Consider the following 19,090-nt stretch of genomic DNA (forward strand, 5'->3'; position numbering starts at 1 on the left):
TTGATTTCGGGAATACCCGGATCTTTGACTCTGCAACTAGCGCAAGCGTCTCGCTTGTAGCAACCTATATGTTTCGAGGTTATAAGGAATGATCGGCAATCCAAATTTCCATCACCCGGCTCTTTTGGAAATGTACCTCGAAGCCAAATTAATGTGAGCCGAATGATGGTGGTGCTTTTCTAGGCCCAAATACATCAATCCGTTCAGCCTGCATCTGCTTATTGGTTTTTCAACGTGAGAACGGGGTGATGGATGGGTTGGATATCAGCTTCAACTGGTTTTTTAAAACTATTGGATCTTACGAGAACCCTTGATCTTTGTAATACTGGAGTGACCATGAAGAATTCTTAACACCAAAATATGGTCATTATTTACCCGATAAATGACCAGGTAGGAACCTAAAATTATATTTCTGTATATCTGATCTTTGGTTGGCAGATGTCGACACTCTGGATAGTGAGCCCAAGTTTGATCCAGGCTCCAAATTTTACTGTAAATTTCCGAAACAAAACTCTTAGCAGAGGCCGCTCCGAAAATTTCTTCCCCATACTCATACACCGATTTTAGGTCTTCCGTAAACTGCTCTGAAACAGCTACTTCTCTTTTCTTTTTTTCAACCACGACTCAAATTTAGTCATTGATTCCTGAACCGTATAAAATGGCCCTTTTTCAGCCACTTTGATCCCTTTCTTGAATTCAATTTCTGATAATGCCTCTCCAGACGTAAACCGGTTCCCCGAAACATTGTCTTTTAACTCTTTTCCTTCCATAACACTTAAGTCTTTGTTGGTCATTACCACCAATTAAAATATCTATTTGGTGTATGTTCTACAAATATTGAATGATTGTTTTAAGAAGTACCAAATGAATTTAGGACGAAAGAGGGGTTTTCAGTTCAAGCTTGGTTGCCCTGATCACGACCTCACCTAAATCCTCTCCTTCGCAAGGAGAGGATTTTGCTCTTTTTTAAAACCAAGTCATTGCGAGGCCTTCGGCAAAGCAAAGGCCGTGGCAATCTGCCTGATTTATTTGGGAGATCGATTTCGGGAGATGGCTTAGTCGTCAAACTGACTCATCCAATATTATATAACCCAATCTCCTCGCAATGACCGGATTATTAGGATTCAGGAATAAGTACTTCAATACATCTCAGGAAATTCCTCCTTTGAAGGAGGTGCCGGGCTGAGTGAATACGAAGCCTGGCGGTGGATGTACGGGGGTGGATTTGACCTGGGTGCCTTCATACCCGCACTCACATCCCTCGGTAAAATCAGTAAACCGATTTTAGCCTCTCCCTTCTAAGGGAGAATTTTTTCAAGTCAGAGATTAATCCAGATTTCCATCACCCGGCTCTTTTGGAAATGTGCCTCGAAGCTAAATTAACGTGAGCCGAATGATGGAGGTGCTTTTCTAGGCCCAAATCGGAGCTAATGCCGGGTTTGAGACCCCTCGCGGTAACCAACCTAAATCGGTATTCAGCTCCATTGCGACTCGGGGTGACAACTCTTGTGTTTTATAGATGTGGAGATTTTAGATTTTGGACTCCAAGAATTGTCACTCGAGACCTTCAGCGAAGCGTAGGCTGTGGTAAGCTGATCGATCTATTTGGGATATTGATTTCGGGAATACCCGGATCTTTGACTCTGCAACTAGCGCAAGCGTCTCGCTTGTAGCGACCTGTATGTTTCGAGGTTATAAGGATTGATCCGTGAACCAAATTTCCAATCCATCATTCCGTTCTGCCTTCATCTGTTTATTGGTTTTTCAACGTGAGAACGGGGTGATGGATGGGTTTAGGTAGCTCCTTATCTTAACAGAACACATATCAACACTCAATGTTGAATGTTCAATTCCCTTATCCGGTCATAAATCAGTTATTCCCAAACAGGTCCCGTGTGTACACCTTATCCTTCACGTCTTTGATCTCATCCACCATGCGGTTGGCGACGATCACTTCGGAAATATCCTTGAATTCATCCAGGTCACTGATCACGCGGGAGTGGTAAAATTCGTCTTGCTTTAGGTATGGTTCATACACCACCACCTCAATCCCCTTGGCCTTGATACGCTTCATGATCCCCTGTATGGCACTTTCCCTGAAATTATCTGAGCCTTGCTTCATCACCAATCTGTAAATCCCGACTATTTTGGGATCATTTTTCCAGATCTGTCGAGCTACAAAATCCTTGCGGGTGGTGTTAGCATCCACGATGGCTTTGATGAGATTGTTCGGGACATCCTCAAAATTAGCCAGCAGCTGCTTGGTATCTTTCGGCAGACAGTAGCCTCCATAACCGAAGGATGGATTGTTGTAGTGATCGCCGATCCTGGGATCAAGGCCTACCCCTTTTACCACCTGTTTGGTACTCAGGTTATGAGTTTCACAATAAGAATCGAGTTCATTGAAGTAGGCTACCCGCATGGCAAGGTAGGTGTTTGAAAATAACTTAATGGCCTCAGCCTCTGTGCTGTCCGTGAATAAGATCGGTATCTCTCCGGCATCATCCGCCGCTCCCTCTTTTAGTAGTTTTGCAAAGGTTTCTGCCCGATCAGAACGCTCTCCTACCACGATCCTTGACGGATACAGGTTGTCGTGCAGGGCCTGTCCTTCTCGCAGAAATTCCGGAGAGAAAATGAGGTTATCGGTTCCGAATTTTTCTTTCGCACTTTGCACGTATCCTACCGGTATCGTGGATTTGATGACCATCACCGCCTTCGGGTTGATCTCCATCACGTCCCGAATCACCGATTCCACCGAGCGGGTGTCAAATTTATTAGTCTCGGGATCGTAGTTGGTGGGCGTGGCTATGATCACGTACTCAGCACCGACGTATGCCTCGTTCTTATCCAGTGTAGCCCTTAGATTCAGATCATCCCGGTTCTTTAAAAAGTCTTCGATCTCGGGATCGGTGATGGGTGACCTTCTCTCATTGATCATCTTTACCTTTTCTTCGATGATATCCAAGGCAACCACTTCATGGTGTTGCGCTAAAAGAACGGAAAGTGAAAGTCCAACATATCCGGTTCCGGCTACAGCTATTTTCATACGGCTATCTTATTGTTTCTTAGTTTTGAAAGACTTGGAAGATAAGGAATTATTAGTTTTTAGTTTTGAGTGATTAGGTTTTAGGTGCAAGGCGCGAGGTGCAAGGCGCGAGGTGCGAGGTGCAAGGGGTTAGGGGTTTAATGCTCGTTTCGGAGGTTTTTCTTTGTGATGCTGTGCGGGAAGTCTGCCTTAGTGCTCGTTACGCAGCTCCTGTTGCGTAATGCCATCTTGGAAGCCTGCCTTTGCCGGCGAGGTAGGCTCCTGCTTCCGGTTCAGGCTTGGGTACCCTGTTCACGACCTCACCTAGATCCACTGCTCGCCTGCCTCAAGCATTCGTGGGCAAGGAGAGGACTTTAATCTTTTTAAAACCAAGTCATTGCGAGGCCTTCGGCGAAGCAAAGGCCGTGGCAATCTGCCTGATCTGCCTGGGAAGTCGTAATTGGGAGATTGCTTCGTTGTTCAGTTTTCTAAACCTACATTTTACCATTGGCCGCCTCGCAATGACCGGGTTTATAGACTTAAGGAATAAGTACTACAATAAATTACATGAAATTCCTCCTTTGAAGGAGGTGCCGGGCTGAGTGAATACGAAGACGGGCGGAGGATGTATGGGGTGCGGATTTGACTCGGTTGCCATCATACCCGCACTCACATCCCTCGGTAAAATCAGTAAACTGATTTTAGCCTCTCCCTTCTAAGCCTGCCTGCCGGCAAAGGCAGGGGAGATTTTCAGTGATTGATCGAGGACCGAGGACGGACGACCGACGACCGGTTTTAAAAGGCAAAGTCATTGCGAGGCCTTCGGCGAAGCAAAGGCCGTGGCAATCTGTCTGATCTGCCTGGGAAGTCGTAATTGGGAGATTGCTTCGTTGTTCACTTTTCTAAACCTACATTATACCACAGGCCGCCTCGCAATGACCGGGCATTAGAGAGTTATGATAAACACACTCTTCAACATTGAATATTGAGTGCCTGCCTTTGCCGGCGAGGCAGGTTCAATATTCTCAGGCCATCGTGTCTTCGACTTCCCGGCCATTTTTGTAGCCGGTGTAGGTAGGCACGAATTTGTAGATCGCCTCTTTGATCTCTTCCCTGTTTCCGTTTTCGGCCACCGCTTTAAGTTCATTCAAGCGCTGAGTGAGGTTTTCCAGTACACCATTCTTGCGGGCCATGAAGATCTTTTCGTGACGGGTCATATCGGTGCCCTCTTCAGCGGTGAGCAGCTCTTCGTATAGTTTTTCACCCGGACGGATGCCCGTATGTTCGATCTTAATGTCTATATCCGGTTCCAGGCCGCTTAGTTTGATCAGATCGCGAGCCATTTGCTCGATATTCACCGGTTCACCCATATCGAGCACGTAAACCGCTCCGTTATTACCAAGGGCACCGGCTTGCAATACCAGCTGTGACGCTTCAGGAATGGTCATAAAATAGCGGATCATATCGGGGTGAGTGACCGTTACCGGACCGCCTTTTTTGATTTGATCCTTGAAGATCGGTATCACACTGCCCCGGCTCCCCAATACATTACCGAATCGAACTGACACAAACACCTCACCATTTTCAGCCTGATGAGATCCCCATTCAACAATATGTTCTGCAATTCGCTTACTGGCACCCATAACGGAAGTTGGGTTAACGGCCTTATCCGTGGAAATATTCACAAAATGAGACACCTTATGGTCAACGGACAGGTTCACTAAATTTCTTGTTCCCAGCACATTATTGAGAATGGCCTGTGCAGGGTTTTCTTCCATCAGGGGCACATGCTTATGGGCAGCCGCATGAAATACCACTTCAGGCTTGTCCTGTTCAAAGATCGTGCGGAGTGTCATTTTATCTCTCACATCACAGATACGAATGCAATAATCTAGGTAAGGAATTTCATTGTTGATCTCACGCACCAGTTGATGAATGCTGTTCTCACCGCGCCCAAGCAAAATGACATGCTTTGGTTTGAACCGGGAGATCTGACGAACGATCTCTGAGCCTATTGAACCACCGGCTCCGGTTACCAGGATCCGTTTGCCCTCAATGTAAGAGCAAATAGTACTTGTTTCCAACTGTACCGGTTTACGACGAAGGAGATCCTCTACATCCACATTGCGAAGCTGACTAATGGAAACCTTCCCGCTAAGTAGGTCATATATAGCCGGAACGATCTTATAGTTAGCTTCCGTCATTCGAGCCCGTTCCACCACTCGGCGTATGACATCCCCCGATTCAGACGGCATCGCAATGATCACCTCATCAATATTCAGACGCCGCACCACATTCGGTATTTCAAAGATCGTGCCTTTCACCGGAATACCCATGAACTTCTGCTTTCGCTTGGACAGATCATCATCTACAAAGGCCACCGGTATCATATTGGCTTCCTTATTCTTGAGCATCTCTTTAGCCACCATGGTTCCGCTTTCTCCGGCTCCGGCGATTAAAATCCGCTTGGCCTCGTTACTTCCCTTTACTTTTGGTACGCGATACTTAATAAAATATCGGGTCAGGGCTCTTAGGGTGATGAGTGCGGGTACCGCCAGGAAAAACTCAATGATGGGAATGGAAAAAGGAATATTGAGTGTCCTTCCACTAAATAACACAAACAACGTATAAGGTATGGTTAGTATCCCCACCATGATCAAGACTGAAAAGAGATCACTGAACCCGGTATTCCGCCAAGATTGACGGTGACTACCCATGAAGTAGGTCATCATACTTTTTACAACTAACAATCCTCCGGTCAGCTGCAGTATAATAGTATAATATCCGGTCAGATCGCCGTCCAGCCTTAACATAAATGCCAAGACCGTCATGAGTGACCAAGTTCCAATTTCTGCAACCCCTTTAAAGATACTTTTGTACGCGAAAATCGTCTGTTTCATTACATGATATTGTGTTCAGCTCTTAAACCTTTCAGAAAGGCGCCCTAAAATAAGGAAAATATCACTGAATTGTACATTTAAAATTTTTAACCCGTTGTTTGTGAGTCATTTAGGTGAAGTTTTACCATAGAGGAGTGTTTTTTTTGCCTCGGCTTTATCGGGGCGATCCTTCACTGCAGTCAGACATTGCCAACTCATCATCTTTCGACATCTAGTCTGTGTTAAACAGTACCTTCTGTAAGGTACTTAAGGATTATTAGACTGAATCTTTCACCTTAATAAAAAAAGTTTTCCAAATAACACTCAAGTATAAATTTATTGATTTATTTTCTACCCACTTAAGATCATAATGAATTCTCTGCTCTGGATTTATATTACTTCTCCCATTTACTTGAGCAAGTCCAGTAATTCCAGGTTTAACAAGATGCCTAGTTTTCCAAGTTTTTGTATCATAATTTGATTTTTGTTGTGGGGTATCGGGCCTGGGCCCTACAATTGACATGTCACCATAGAATACATTCAACAATTGGGGTAATTCATCTATAGAATATTTTCTTAATATTCGTCCTATAGAAGTGATTCGGGGATCATCTTTCTTTGTAAACTCTATTTTTTTCGAGTTTCGCTTTTCATTCCTCATCGTCCTAAACTTAAGAATAGTAAACTCTATTAAATTTTTTCCAACTCTCTTTTGCTTAAAAAATATAGGTCTTCCATCGGTCAAATAAATTGTCAATCCAACAAATAACATAATTGGAGATAGGATTAGTAAAGCAAAAGAAGAAATTATAAAATCTAATAATCTCATTATGAATCGATAAAAGTTCTGTACCACAATTCAAGATTCACAATAGCGCGTAGCTTTCTAGTATTGTTTTCTACTCCACTTTTATGTTCCTGTGCAAGTTTTCTAATTTGATCAGCATCCCAAATATTTCGCTCTATCAACTTTTCACTTTCAATAATTGTCATCAAATAATCGCTTAGCTTATTTTTAAACCATTCACCAATTGGAACAGTAAACATTTGTTTTCTTCTATAAACATGTTCTTCATTAAAATAACGTAGTCCTAATTTTTTTAACAGATATTTTGTTTCACCATTTCTGAGCTTAAGTTTTCCTGGCATAGTATAACACAACTCAAAGAGTCGGTAATCCATAAACGGGCTACGGGTCTCTAAAGAGTTTGCCATGGCCATTTTATCAGGCTTCACCAAATTATTCCCAGGTAAAAGCTGTTTAGTTTCAAAATAGAGTACCTTGTTCAAAAGATCTCTGTTTTCAACTTTACCTAGACAATCCGTAAATAGATTTCGGGCTCCGCCAACAGTAATTGTTTTTTTAAAGTCTGGCGATAATGAATCTATCAATTCATTCTCATTAAATACCGTTGTAGTATCAAAGTATTTATTAGAATCCCCATTTTTTTCCAGCATTTGATATTTAAGATAGCCTGCAAATAATTCATCTCCGCCGTCACCGGTTAAAACCACTTTTAAATCTTTACTGGCAAATTCTGATAAAATATACGTTGGAATAAACGATATGTCTCCATGAGGTTGATCGTTGTGGTAGGTTACTTTGTCCCACAAATCCACAATATCTCCTCCCAGAAACTTTAGGTTGTTATCTAGAGAATATTCTCGAGCTACATTTTTAGCATATTGAGATTCATCATATTCTTTTTCGTGAAATCCAATACTATAAGTGGAAATTTTCTTTTCAAGATCATTTTTGCGCATCAAGGCACATATCAAACTAGAATCTAGTCCTCCACTTAGGAAAGCACCGACATCCACATCACTCCTTAATCTTATTCTAACCGCGTCATTTAATAATTTTTCAAATTTATCAAGAAAACCATCTTCAGATAGATCATTATTCTGTTCAAGATGTGCGATGTCCCAATATTGAGTCAACTTAATATCATTAGACCCTAGTTCAACTCTTGCGAAATATCCCGGAGGGATATGATGAACATATTCAAAAATGGTATCGGGGACGGGCACATAGTTTAAAACTAGATAATTCGCTATAGACTGATTTTTTACTTTTTTGTCAAAAAAATTATACTTTTTAAAAGTTTTAATTTCTGAAGAAAATAAAAAATCTTCTCCTTTGTGATAGTAATAAAGGGGCTTGACTCCCAATCTGTCTCTAAAGAGTAATAATTGATCCCGTTTTTCATCAAGTATTGCAATTGCAAACATTCCATTTAGTTTGTTTACAAAGGCCTCTCCCCATTCGATATATGCATTTAAAATGACTTCAGTGTCACTGGTGGTTTTGAACTTGTGCCCTTTTTCAATCAATTCTTCTTTCAATTCAATGTAATTGAAAATTTCTCCGTTCTGAACTACCGAAATATCACTTTTCCCACCAATCATAGGTTGGTGACCAGATGCCAGATCAATGATGCTTAACCTCGTATTTCCAATCATAGCAGAACGATAAGTCTGAAAGCCGGAATCATCCGGCCCACGATGAGCTACGCTAGAAAGCAAATTTTTAATAAGTTCCGGATCAAAACTTTTGTCTTTGTTTAAAAAATTATAGCCTACAATACCGCACATTATGATTTAATTATAGAATTAACAATTTTATTGATTTCCTTGATATTATCCTCAAAAAAAGACTCCTCTCTATTCACTAAGCCAGACCATTCTATTGCTAATTTAGCATATTCTTCTTCAAAACGATCGGCATCTTTATTATAGATTTTAGTAAATGTTCGGGATAAGATTGTGGCAGAAGCTCCCAAATTATAGTATTCAGCCAAAATACTCCTTCCTCGTAATTTACCATCATCAAGAGCAGCAACCCCACCTATTCCAAAAAATATTCCTTTCTCTTTTAAGTATTGTGTTAAAGGAACTAAGAACCGATGAGCTATGATCTCAAACATAAACTTCAAATCTAAATCTATACTTAAATCATTAAGCCCTACATGCACTTCGTCAATCCCGTCAATAGCTAAAATATCTTTGAATCTTACAAATGCAGCAGCTGTTTCAATAAGAATATTTGTTTTAGCTCTTCCATTAACAAAATCGATAAATTTTTGCACTTCTTCTGCTGTCTTAAAAAAGGGTAACATTACTACATCAGCACCTGCATCTATAACATCATTAATTTGATTTTTTGAGTTACTATTTATTGGATCAACCCGAACCAAAAGCTCAGCCCTCTTTAATATTGGCTTTACATTATAAATATCCTGTATTGTATGATTACTTTTTACAGTGTCTAAATTTTTTTGTCTATCATCTTTCCCAAGTTTTTCCAAATCTATAAATATTCTGTCTATTCCAATCTGATCAAAATGCTTTATTTTATCTATGTCATTCTCAATTAAATAATACTTCATTTGGTGTTTTTTTTAGTAATGCAGAAAGGAGTATCAAACTTATAGCGTGAAACTTTCTTACTTTTTTATTATAAGCAAGTACAAGCTAGCTCATATTTTCAGCGTAAATCCTAATATAATCAGAAAGTATGATATGGTAATTTTATCATCATATTTCTCCTAATTTAGAATCTCATTGTTAGTTAAGGTGAGTATTTTTAAGCAAATTAATTTCTAATTTTACTTATAATATTTTGGAATATAATTTCTTTTGATTTTAGGGACTCATTTGATTCTTTAACAGTATAATTACCATCGATTTGTAAATTCCCGGTTCGGTCAATTCGTCCGCAGTAATCTAATGGCAATTTAAAGTAATCCTTCCCAAAGCTAAGTGCATAAACTTTTTTACCCATTAAATATGCTTCATATAGAGCTGTTGAAGAAAACCCCAAAACAAAATCGTGTTTTGATATCGAATTCTGTATATCTGCTGTTTGATCAATTTCAAATTTATCAGAATTCCAATAAATAGTTGGTTTCATAGTTGGGTGAAATCTAACCGTAATTTTTTCAAAATCCCTCAAAAATCTGTTATTTAAAATTTCATCGAAAAAATTTAAAAAAAAATCTTCACTTAATTCTGTTTTTTCATGATTTAATTTATTCATACCTTTTTGAAGTATTATCAGTAATCTATTTTTATCTTTAGATTTATCTTTAGTGAATTTATTTCTTGCCTCTTCAAATATCGGGTTACCTGAAATGATAATTTCTCCTTTATAACCATTAGATTTTAAGTTTTTCCTTGAAATGTCATTATCAACAAAAACTACTGAACTCTGCATCATTTTTATCGGGTTTCCTGATAAATCATCAATAGCAAATGATGGTATATCTAACATCTCTGATGCTTTCTGAAAAGCCAATTCCATTCTTGGAGAATTTGTGGTTACAACAGCCTCAGCTCTTATTTGTTTAATTACACTAGTTGCAAAACCTATAGGCTCAAAAGAATACCTTCCATGTTTATAAAATTCTTTTAATGCTTTAGCATAACCAAGCCTGTTAATTAATTCCTGTAAACCGATTAAGTGATACAATAAAGTATGCTCATAAGGAATACCTATTTTATCATTAAGCAATTTTTGGACATACTCTTCTACAACTTTTATCACTTTAGGTGTAAAATCATCTTTTGTGGCAAATTCGCTCAATCTCAAGTATTCAATATCATGAGAATTACAATACGGCACAGCTGTTGTGAGGGGTAAAATTTTCGTTGTTACTCCCCTCTCTTCAAAGTATTTACTTAATTTACTTACTATGGTAATATGACCACCACCATATGCTACAAATAAAATCATTGGTTATAATATGCCCTTTCTATTTTATCAACAACTTTTGATATTGTATAATTATTTTTAAGTTTTTTATAACCATTATTTCCCATCTTAATCCTTAGTTCTTTATCACTTAGCAATATTCTGAGTTTATTGGCAAGAGAAATTGTGTCTTTTGGCTCTATAAGAAAACCAACTTCTTCAGTTACTATCTCTGGTATGCCAGATAAATAAGTAGAAATCAGAGGATTTTTGTAAGCCATTGATTCTAACAATACATTTGGGAACATTTCACCCCAGTAAGAAGGAAGTGCAAATATATCAAAAGCAGCATGTAACTTGTGACTATCCATTCTCATTCCAGTAAATACACATCTTTCAGAAACATTTAAATTTTGTGCGAGGTTTTTAAAAGCCTCAAGTTTATCTCCTCCCCCTACTAAAATTAAATATACATTCGGGAAATCTTTATAAAGTTTACTAAATGCTTTGATCAACTCATCATGACCTTTGACACCAATAGCTCCTACAATTCCAACAACAATTGAATTATAAGGTATATTGTATTGAGATCTTACCTCTTGTCTATATATGGCCTTTTTGTTAAAGTTATATTTACTGATGTCAACACCATTATTGGTTACAATAATTTTATGTTTATCAACACCAATATTTATTAATTGTTCTTTTGTCCATTCTGCTACAGCAAATATTGTGGCTGGATAATTAAGATAAATTAAATTTCTCCACTTAAAGTATTTTCTTAATTCTATACCTCTACAACTATGAAAAAAATTGACCTTACGTTTTATGAATTTTGACGCAATATATGCGATGTATAGCGAAGCTGCATTGTGGGCATGAACAATATCTATCTCATTTGCATCCAATATTTTGTAAACACTGAATATACTTTTTAAAAAATTTTTGATATTTCTTTTATTAATCTCCAAAGATTCAATATCAAAATGTTTAATACCCGCTTCATTAAACTTATCAGACATCACTCCACCACTAGATGCAGCATATACTTTATGGCCTCTCTTTATTAATTCATTTGAAATATGAAATGCTTGAGTTCCAGGTCCATTATCACGAAATTCACTTCTAATCTGTAGTATGTTCATTTATTTAAAATGCTTTTTTATCCATAAATTCAAAATATATAGTTTAAATATCTCACTAAAGTAAATATTTTTTCTCTTAAGCATTTTCTTAACTTTTTCATTACTAATCAGCATTTTAGGAACAACTAAATCATGTAGATCTTCTTCAATTACATCTGATAGTTCACTTTGTGTTACCCATTTTTTAATTGGAATCCTAAACCCTTGTTTTTTCTTAAATGCTATATCGTTGCCTATCAATTTTTTAGCAATTCTTCTTAGGGGCATTTTTCCATATTTTAAATTAATGAAACTTTCAGGATGAAAATCACTAGCATAGTTATAAATTCTTTTCGAGAGAAATGGAACTCTTACCTCTAGGCCGTAATGCATAGAACTAATATCTGTTTTCCTTAATAATCTCTCATCAAGTACGTCAAAATCATTTTTATAAATATCCTCAAATCTATTACTGGATAGATTATTATCTATTATTGAATTTATATTTTTAAATTTATTAGATATAGTACCAAGATGATTTGATAACTTTGATATTAATCTAAATAATTTTTTATACTTATTTATTCTTAAAGTTGTGTAACCAGAAAATAACTCATCGCCACCATCACCTGATAATGCAACTTTGTTGTTCTTACTCACTTTATCACAGAGATACATAAAGGGTAAAATAGCAGGATCATAAATAGGCAAATCCATTGCATTGATCATTGTTGGGATATATTCAATAAGAGTGTCTTCATTAAATTTGTACTCAGTATGATTAGTGCTAAATTTTTTTGCAACAATTCTTGAGTAGTATTCTTCTGTTACGTCATCATCGAAAACTATTGAATATGTATTAATTTTAGGCCTTATTTTAGATGCAATTGCTGTAATTATACTAGAATCTATTCCACCACTTAGGAATATACCTACTCCTATCCCTTCGTCAGCTATTAACTGCTGATCAATTTCTTCTTCAAGAAGATTTAGTAAATCATTATCGTAATAATATTTATTTAATGATTTTTCTTTCTCCTCTTTATACTTTGCTATTCTTAGCATTCCATTTTTAACATCATACTTATACAAGAATCCCCTTCTAATAATATCTTGGCCAACATATAATGAGTCACATGAATCATTTAACAAATAATCATTAAGTTTGATTAAATTAGAATATTTTAAGTCTTTAATAACTTTGTTAATTGGATGCATCTCTGAGGAAAGTACCATAAAATTATTATCCTCATACATATATAGTGGTTTAATACCAAAGAAATCTCTTGATATTGTTAACTCATTATTTTTTTGATCATATATTACAAAGGCATACATACCATCAAGCTTCTCAATAAAAGTATCTCCAAAATATTTAAAAGCTTCTAATACAACCTCAGTATCAGAATCTGTTTCAAATATTATACCATTATCTTGCAGCTCTTTTTTTATAGACTTATAATTATAAATCTCACCATTGAATAATAAAACCTTGTCGTTTTTTTTAAATGGTTGATGCCCATTAGCCACATCTATTATACTTAGCCTTACATGCCCTAAGTATAAGCTACCATTTTTAACAAAATTTTGTTCGTCAGGGCCTCTATGGGTGATTTCACCCAATAGATTTGTAAAATGATCATCATTTAAGGCTCCCTTTTTATCGTTTATAACTAAGATGCCACACATTATTTTTAATTATTTTATATATGCTAAACAATAACAATATTGAATAGGACACTAAATTGAAATTGATCATTTCTACTATACTTATTGCACCTTGGGTATAGTAGTAAAATTTTATTCCCAAAATTAACAATAATAATAACGTTATAGACTTGTCTATCTTGAGAAAATAACTGGCTCTAACCAAGAATGAACAAATGGTAAAAATAGCAAAATAAGATGTAATAGCCAGCAGGATACTAGCACTAAATCTTAACTCAGTATTAAAGAGATAATTAATTATTTGACCTGAGTCATGACTTATTATTAGATATAGTAGTGAGAATGAAGCCAATGTTAAAACAATAACTATATTAATTGCTTTCTCAAGTATAATTTTATTTTTAACCAAATTATTAAATAGAACTACTATAATGGTACCCGCTATAAATGATGCGAATAATTCTGGTAATTTATTTAAGACAGAGTAAAAACTAATAGATCCTTCTTCTGCACTTATTTTTAAAAAGTTAAAATCTATGAAAATTGCTGATGTGAAAATAACAGAGGCTATGTGATAATATTTAAAATGGAACTGATATCTAACAGTCTTAAATTTATCTTTAATAATTTTCAATTTTAAATCACTAGTATAAAACTGAAATATTAATGTAACCAATACGGATACACTATAACATAAGAGATATGTATTAGCTGATATAATACCTAAATAATATAAAATTACAGTATACACTAAACTGAATAGATTCCATATTAAGGGATTAATTGAGTAGGTGAAATATTTATTTTTAAATTGATTATATAAACTTATTAATTCATTGAAGCCCATCAGTAACAAAATTATGAATAAGTTAATAATCATTCCTAATTCAAATAATTCAAGTTGTGGAATTAAAAATATAACTAACAGTCCAGAAAATAAGATTACAGAATAGAAGATAAGTTCTTTTAGATGCTTACAAATTATAAAGTTGTAATCATTTGATTCTTCAAGCTCAGGAATAACCACTCCGCTTAATAAAGGAGAAATGAAAAAATTATATAGAAACCAAACAAGTGTATAGTAGTAGATTATATTATCACTTACAGTGCTTAATCCCAATAAGAATATCAATAACTGAAATCTAAAAAACCCCACTAATCTCCCTAATGCTGTACCCATAGAGAGTCCTAAGGATTGTGAAATAAATAATTTTAACAAATCTTTTTGATTGACTTTATTACCACTATAGTGATTAGCGTGATTATTATATTAAACGAATAACTCTCAAACATTGAATAAATTATTATAAATAATGATATAACTAATGCAACTCTATTTTTATTATTTCTATACAATTTTATTATGTACAATACCAGAGATAAATACAAGAATAAACCAATATACCCTAATTCAATTAACAAGTCAGCAAGTGTGTTATGAGTATATGGGAAGTAGAAATTATTACTATATAATAAATCCAAAGTACCACCTATACCAACTCCTAAAGGAAATTCCTTTATTACATCAAAAGAAAGATTAAACATACCAAGTCTTAATAAATTACTAGTATTAGTACTTACATTAAATATTTTTGTAAGTAATTCCTCCCATATATTCATACTCAAGGATAAAACTACAGTAATAATTATGAGTAATAAAAACTTCTTATTTTTAATTATTAATTTATTATATAAAACTAAATAGGAAGCTAAGCCCAATACTAGAACAGACCTAGTTGAAAATAATAATGTGATAGAAATAAAAAGTACCAGATATATAAAAGCTCGGTATTTATTATGTCTCAGATAAAATGGTGCAATTATAAAAGAAAAATAGAGATAAAAAGATGAGTAATTAAAGGTACGACTAACACTTAAATAGTAGTATTCAAGTTGATTAAGTCCATAATGAATCGATAAAATTATTACCCCAATTATTACAAGATGTCCTCCTAAATAGAAACCCTTATATACAAAAGTGTTAAGTCTCCTATCAGGATTATAATTTATCAATAACCCAATAAGAAGTAAAAGTTGGATATAATCTTTTATGCTGGAATTGTTTATGTTATAGATAACTGATATAGTGACTACTAAAAAAAAAAATAAAGTAGTGAAAAGCCTATATTTATTTATTTTAACTTGTGCGCCTATTGATATTAATGAGATTATTGATATTAAATAAACTGAGCCACTTGCCCACAATGACACCATTCCAATGTAGATATATTTTTTTATACTATTACTCATTAATAAATATATCAGTTGGCATATTAGACTCGATATATTTTATTTTTTTCCTTAGTGTAGGCCTTATTTTTTTTAATATTTCTTGATCTCTTTTAGTTTCCCGTTTAGATACTTTATCTATTATTTTTTTGGTTTTGGACCCAAAATCAATTTTTAAGTAATTTATAATTTCATGCATGCATGTTGATGTATTATCAACGAAAAAGTCATAATTAATGTAAATTATTTTACTCTCTTCTATGATCGTTTGATTTTGTATGTAATAATAAGCACATCTATCTACCTCATTCATTTTACACCATTCTTCTCTCATATCATTACTTACCCAATGAGGAATATATGAACCATTAAATTTGATCAATGGCCAAATTCTATTATTATTTTTCAGTGACTCTGAATTAAACCATCCTTTACGTAATAATGAATTAATTGTATCTGATGCATTTCTTACCATAAATATCACCCATACGTTTGGGTATATATTTTTAAAATTCTTTAGATAGGGAGCAATATCCGGAATTTTGAATGCTATTTTATATTTATCTAAATTCAATAAATGCTTTCTAGAGTTATTGTTAAGTCTTTCTTCTATCTGGTTTCTATTTTTTACTAAATAAATAAAACTATCTTCGTTAGTTTTAAAATTTAAATTTCTACCAGCAATGGAATTGACAAAGAAATCTTCATATAAGTATGTTTCAAAAATAATCTTCCATAGATTGCTATTATTTCTAAATTCTTCAATAACAGACAATAATGTTAGTACTGTTGGGGGTTCAAATGTATACTCTACATACTTCATTGAATGAATGAGTTTCCCCATTATAGTTGTACCACTTCTAGCTGACCCAGTAATAAATATAGAGTCATTTATCTTTTCTGAAACGTTATTTTTAAGTGTTATATTTTTTTTCATCAAAATTTTGCTAGATCTATTTTTTCCTCTAGTAGTCCATGTCTTACATTTTGTAAAGCATCTCCTATAAAATTTAACAAATTTGCAGTAACACACGCATCTACGTTTGGTATTTTAAAAGTAGGTTTAAAATGATTCAAACTACCTGCCCCCCCCATCACCATCAGAGGTAAATTGCAGTATGATTCAATTCTGTTAATTGAATCAATATCATAACCAAAACCAGTACCATCTCTATTAACCGAGTTAATTAATATCTCACCAAAACCAAGATCTTCACATTTTTTAATATATTCTTGTAAATCAATATTTTGATTTATAGTGTTGTATTTCCAATCATAAATATAATCGGTATTATCTATTGTTTTGTAATCTATTGATCCTACTACAGATTGAGAGCCATAAACATCTATTATTTTTTTACAATCAATTATACTTTCTCTCACTAATGAGTTTAAAATAACTTTATCGGCTCCAGAATTGAAAGCTTTTTTTGCATTATCAACATTCTTGATTCCTCCCCCAATGGCAACAGGAATAAACACCTTTGAAACAATTTTTTTAACCTGAGCAAGAAAATCATCTTCATTTTGATCTGAAGGATTTACATTTATTACTACTAATTCATCAAGATACTCAGCTATATGAGAAAAGTTATAGTTATTAAATAACCAATCATACATACCAACTTTCTGTAATCGAAAATTTCTACTTTGGCAAAAGTGTCCCTCATTATATAATAGTGCAAATATTAAACGTTTTTTAGTCGACATATTTATTTATAAAGTTTTTAATTATCCCGAGTCCAGACCTCTGACTTTTTTCTGGATGGAATTGTGTTCCCCAAATGTGTTTTTTTTCAACAGATGCAATAAATTCATCGTTATATAAACATCTTGAATAAGAACAATTATCATTTAGTTTATCTATTTCTTTGGCTGCATAAGAATGGACAAAATAGAAGTCATTCGAATCTATATTATTTAACATATCTCCATTTCTACTATTAACAGTAATAGTATTAAAACCAATATGGGGAACCTTATATGGTTCATTTTTAAATTTTGTTACACTACCTTCAATTAAACCAAGACCTTTTGAATTTGGTGATTCGTCACTACTATCAAACAGTAATTGCATTCCAAGACATATTCCAAATAAAGGTTTGTTTTTTTCTAAAACTAACTCTCGTAGGAATTCAATCAATGAATACTGTTGAAGCTTTTCTACAGCAGCGCCAAAATGACCTACACCTGGTAAAAACAAAGCATCAACTCTGTTTAATGACTTATGTTCATTAGTTAAAATTATATCAATTTCAGGATTTACTTCTTTTATTGCAGCCTTTAAAGAGTGTATATTGCCCATTCCATAATCTATTATCGCAATTTTCATATTTCAAATGGGTTATCTACTTCAAATTTTGGGCTCCATCGACCATTCTTCAGCTCAAATAAATCTTTATTTGCCCATTTCGCCAAAACTGTGTCGAATTCTTCTTTTGTCATGTCATAATACTCTAAATAATCTTCTTCGAATTCTTCAGGGTAATTATTGTCATATAACTTTACCAAATTCAAAGCTTGATCTCTAGACATTGCTCCTCTTCTAATCTCAATACCTGCATCTTGAGTAGCTCTACCAAAGCCAAATTTTAAATACATCAAATATGCATGCAGAGCATACAGAGCTTGGTCATTTTGGGCAAAGTTTGTAAATGTTCCCGGATTGGTGAATTCCTTTTCTTCTAATCCACAATTTTCTTTTGCAACTGTGTAGTTTCTGTAAGGATCCCAAGATTCGTAAAATGACCAATGTGTAAATTTTAAGTCTTTACTTTTTATTTCATCATCTCCCGGAAATTTCCAAAAATACATTTGTCCCTCAGAAAAACCGTAATCATTCTTTACTTTATCTAAGACTTTTTCGTATCCACCTTCTAGATATACTGACTTCATATAATCAATTCCATAAAAAGCTTTGTCCTTGTGCTCTGTAGAACCACCATATTCAATCTCTCCGTCTTCTCCATAAAACAACAATGAAATTCCTAAAGAGGTAGCCATTCTTATTACTGCAGTATGAATGGTTATTAACCATCCGTAATATGGAAAACCTTTGTAAATGAACCCATACTTATTTAACGCCTGCATTACATTTGGATCTGGCGTAACATGAATATGATTAAATCCCGAATTGATAAAATTCAATAAATTTTTTGAGCCAAGGTCTAGTTCCAAAGCAGGTCTGATAGTTACCGTTAAAGGATTCATATTGTACTCCTCTTTTAGTTTATAAGATACGTATGATCCATCCTTACCCCCACTAACAGGAACTATACAATCGAAGCCTTCAGGATTTCTATATTTATCTAATGCTTCTTTGAGAATCTTTTCCCTTTCTGAAAAGTCAAACTTTTGTTTTTCTTCAGCCCATTTACAAGCATTACAAATTTGATCTTCATCAAATTCTATTCTAGGCCTAGTTGACATATTCAAACAGTTTTTGCACCAAAATACTTTATTATTCATTTTC

The 19,090-nt window shown here is 34.5% G+C and carries 16 protein-coding genes; all 16 read right to left on the reverse strand.

Annotated elements, in window-relative coordinates; genetic code table 11:
- Nucleotides 1-288: 288 nt before the first annotated feature.
- The gene (locus C3B73_RS11970) at nucleotides 289-621 is read right to left on the reverse strand and encodes a type II toxin-antitoxin system RelE/ParE family toxin (RefSeq protein ID WP_103665853.1); all 333 of its coding nucleotides are present in this window, start codon (nucleotides 619-621) and stop codon (nucleotides 289-291) included.
- On the reverse strand, nucleotides 594-794 hold the full coding sequence (locus C3B73_RS11975; protein WP_103665854.1) for a hypothetical protein: 201 nt from the start codon (nucleotides 792-794) through the stop codon (nucleotides 594-596). The genes C3B73_RS11970 and C3B73_RS11975 overlap by 28 nt, the downstream gene beginning before the upstream one ends.
- A gap of 1,076 nt (nucleotides 795-1,870) precedes the next feature.
- On the reverse strand, nucleotides 1,871-3,046 hold the full coding sequence (locus C3B73_RS11980) for a nucleotide sugar dehydrogenase (RefSeq protein ID WP_103665855.1): 1,176 nt from the start codon (nucleotides 3,044-3,046) through the stop codon (nucleotides 1,871-1,873).
- 1,004 nt (nucleotides 3,047-4,050) lie between these two features.
- The gene (locus C3B73_RS11985) at nucleotides 4,051-5,925 is read right to left on the reverse strand and encodes a polysaccharide biosynthesis protein (protein ID WP_103665856.1); all 1,875 of its coding nucleotides are present in this window, start codon (nucleotides 5,923-5,925) and stop codon (nucleotides 4,051-4,053) included.
- A 256-nt stretch (nucleotides 5,926-6,181) separates the two neighbouring features.
- A complete protein-coding gene (locus tag C3B73_RS11990; protein WP_103665857.1) occupies nucleotides 6,182-6,733 on the reverse strand; it encodes a sugar transferase in 552 nt (183 codons plus the stop codon).
- The gene (gene asnB, locus C3B73_RS11995; protein ID WP_103665858.1) at nucleotides 6,733-8,499 is read right to left on the reverse strand and encodes an asparagine synthase (glutamine-hydrolyzing); all 1,767 of its coding nucleotides are present in this window, start codon (nucleotides 8,497-8,499) and stop codon (nucleotides 6,733-6,735) included. The genes C3B73_RS11990 and asnB (C3B73_RS11995) overlap by 1 nt, the downstream gene beginning before the upstream one ends.
- Nucleotides 8,499-9,293 carry an aldolase/citrate lyase family protein gene (locus tag C3B73_RS12000; protein ID WP_103665859.1) on the reverse strand — a complete coding sequence of 265 codons (795 nt, stop codon included), beginning with the start codon at nucleotides 9,291-9,293 and terminating at the stop codon, nucleotides 8,499-8,501. Before C3B73_RS12000 ends, asnB (C3B73_RS11995) begins: the two co-directional genes overlap by 1 nt.
- A gap of 206 nt (nucleotides 9,294-9,499) precedes the next feature.
- Nucleotides 9,500-10,639 (reverse strand): hypothetical protein, encoded by a 1,140-nt coding sequence (locus C3B73_RS12005; RefSeq protein WP_103665860.1) that lies wholly within the window; start codon nucleotides 10,637-10,639, stop codon nucleotides 9,500-9,502.
- The gene (locus tag C3B73_RS12010) at nucleotides 10,636-11,742 is read right to left on the reverse strand and encodes a glycosyltransferase (protein WP_103665861.1); all 1,107 of its coding nucleotides are present in this window, start codon (nucleotides 11,740-11,742) and stop codon (nucleotides 10,636-10,638) included. Before C3B73_RS12010 ends, C3B73_RS12005 begins: the two co-directional genes overlap by 4 nt.
- Nucleotides 11,743-13,410, reverse strand: coding sequence for an asparagine synthase (glutamine-hydrolyzing) (gene asnB, locus C3B73_RS12015; protein WP_103665862.1), 1,668 nt, complete (start codon nucleotides 13,408-13,410; stop codon nucleotides 11,743-11,745).
- Complete coding sequence (locus C3B73_RS12020) at nucleotides 13,382-14,569, reverse strand: MATE family efflux transporter (RefSeq protein WP_103665863.1); 1,188 nt, start codon at nucleotides 14,567-14,569, stop codon at nucleotides 13,382-13,384. Before C3B73_RS12020 ends, asnB (C3B73_RS12015) begins: the two co-directional genes overlap by 29 nt.
- Nucleotides 14,570-14,601: 32 nt before the next feature.
- On the reverse strand, nucleotides 14,602-15,639 hold the full coding sequence (locus C3B73_RS14260; RefSeq protein WP_103665864.1) for an O-antigen ligase family protein: 1,038 nt from the start codon (nucleotides 15,637-15,639) through the stop codon (nucleotides 14,602-14,604).
- Nucleotides 15,632-16,555, reverse strand: a complete 924-nt coding sequence (locus C3B73_RS12030) for a sulfotransferase (protein ID WP_103665865.1) — start codon at nucleotides 16,553-16,555, stop codon at nucleotides 15,632-15,634. Before C3B73_RS12030 ends, C3B73_RS14260 begins: the two co-directional genes overlap by 8 nt.
- Nucleotides 16,555-17,328, reverse strand: a complete 774-nt coding sequence (locus C3B73_RS12035) for a HisA/HisF-related TIM barrel protein (protein ID WP_103665866.1) — start codon at nucleotides 17,326-17,328, stop codon at nucleotides 16,555-16,557. Before C3B73_RS12035 ends, C3B73_RS12030 begins: the two co-directional genes overlap by 1 nt.
- Nucleotides 17,318-17,950: an imidazole glycerol phosphate synthase subunit HisH gene (gene hisH, locus C3B73_RS12040; protein WP_103665867.1), complete on the reverse strand. Its 633-nt coding sequence runs from the start codon at nucleotides 17,948-17,950 to the stop codon at nucleotides 17,318-17,320. Before hisH ends, C3B73_RS12035 begins: the two co-directional genes overlap by 11 nt.
- Complete coding sequence (locus C3B73_RS12045; RefSeq protein ID WP_103665868.1) at nucleotides 17,947-19,086, reverse strand: N-acetyl sugar amidotransferase; 1,140 nt, start codon at nucleotides 19,084-19,086, stop codon at nucleotides 17,947-17,949. The genes hisH and C3B73_RS12045 overlap by 4 nt, the downstream gene beginning before the upstream one ends.
- Nucleotides 19,087-19,090 lie beyond the last annotated feature (4 nt).

Source organism: Gracilimonas amylolytica, from assembly GCF_002911695.1.
In the GTDB taxonomy this organism is placed as follows: domain Bacteria; phylum Bacteroidota; class Rhodothermia; order Balneolales; family Balneolaceae; genus Gracilimonas; species Gracilimonas amylolytica.

Bases quoted from the DNA above. Each gene is read 5' to 3' on its own strand.
- C3B73_RS12030 (WP_103665865.1), bottom strand. From the start codon at position 16,555: ATGAAAAAAAATATAACACTTAAAAATAACGTTTCAGAAAAGATAAAT.
- C3B73_RS14260 (WP_103665864.1), bottom strand. From the start codon at position 15,639: ATGAGTAATAGTATAAAAAAATATATCTACATTGGAATGGTGTCATTG.
- asnB (WP_103665862.1), bottom strand. From the start codon at position 13,410: ATGTGTGGCATCTTAGTTATAAACGATAAAAAGGGAGCCTTAAATGAT.
- C3B73_RS12035 (WP_103665866.1), bottom strand. From the start codon at position 17,328: ATGTCGACTAAAAAACGTTTAATATTTGCACTATTATATAATGAGGGA.
- C3B73_RS12005 (WP_103665860.1), bottom strand. From the start codon at position 10,639: ATGATTTTATTTGTAGCATATGGTGGTGGTCATATTACCATAGTAAGT.
- C3B73_RS11985 (WP_103665856.1), bottom strand. From the start codon at position 5,925: ATGAAACAGACGATTTTCGCGTACAAAAGTATCTTTAAAGGGGTTGCA.
- C3B73_RS11980 (WP_103665855.1), bottom strand. From the start codon at position 3,046: ATGAAAATAGCTGTAGCCGGAACCGGATATGTTGGACTTTCACTTTCC.
- hisH (WP_103665867.1), bottom strand. From the start codon at position 17,950: ATGAAAATTGCGATAATAGATTATGGAATGGGCAATATACACTCTTTA.
- C3B73_RS12000 (WP_103665859.1), bottom strand. From the start codon at position 9,293: ATGAAGTATTATTTAATTGAGAATGACATAGATAAAATAAAGCATTTT.
- C3B73_RS12010 (WP_103665861.1), bottom strand. From the start codon at position 11,742: ATGAACATACTACAGATTAGAAGTGAATTTCGTGATAATGGACCTGGA.
- C3B73_RS11975 (WP_103665854.1), bottom strand. From the start codon at position 794: ATGACCAACAAAGACTTAAGTGTTATGGAAGGAAAAGAGTTAAAAGAC.
- C3B73_RS12020 (WP_103665863.1), bottom strand. From the start codon at position 14,569: ATGGGTACAGCATTAGGGAGATTAGTGGGGTTTTTTAGATTTCAGTTA.
- asnB (WP_103665858.1), bottom strand. From the start codon at position 8,499: ATGTGCGGTATTGTAGGCTATAATTTTTTAAACAAAGACAAAAGTTTT.
- C3B73_RS12045 (WP_103665868.1), bottom strand. From the start codon at position 19,086: ATGAATAATAAAGTATTTTGGTGCAAAAACTGTTTGAATATGTCAACT.
- C3B73_RS11990 (WP_103665857.1), bottom strand. From the start codon at position 6,733: ATGAGATTATTAGATTTTATAATTTCTTCTTTTGCTTTACTAATCCTA.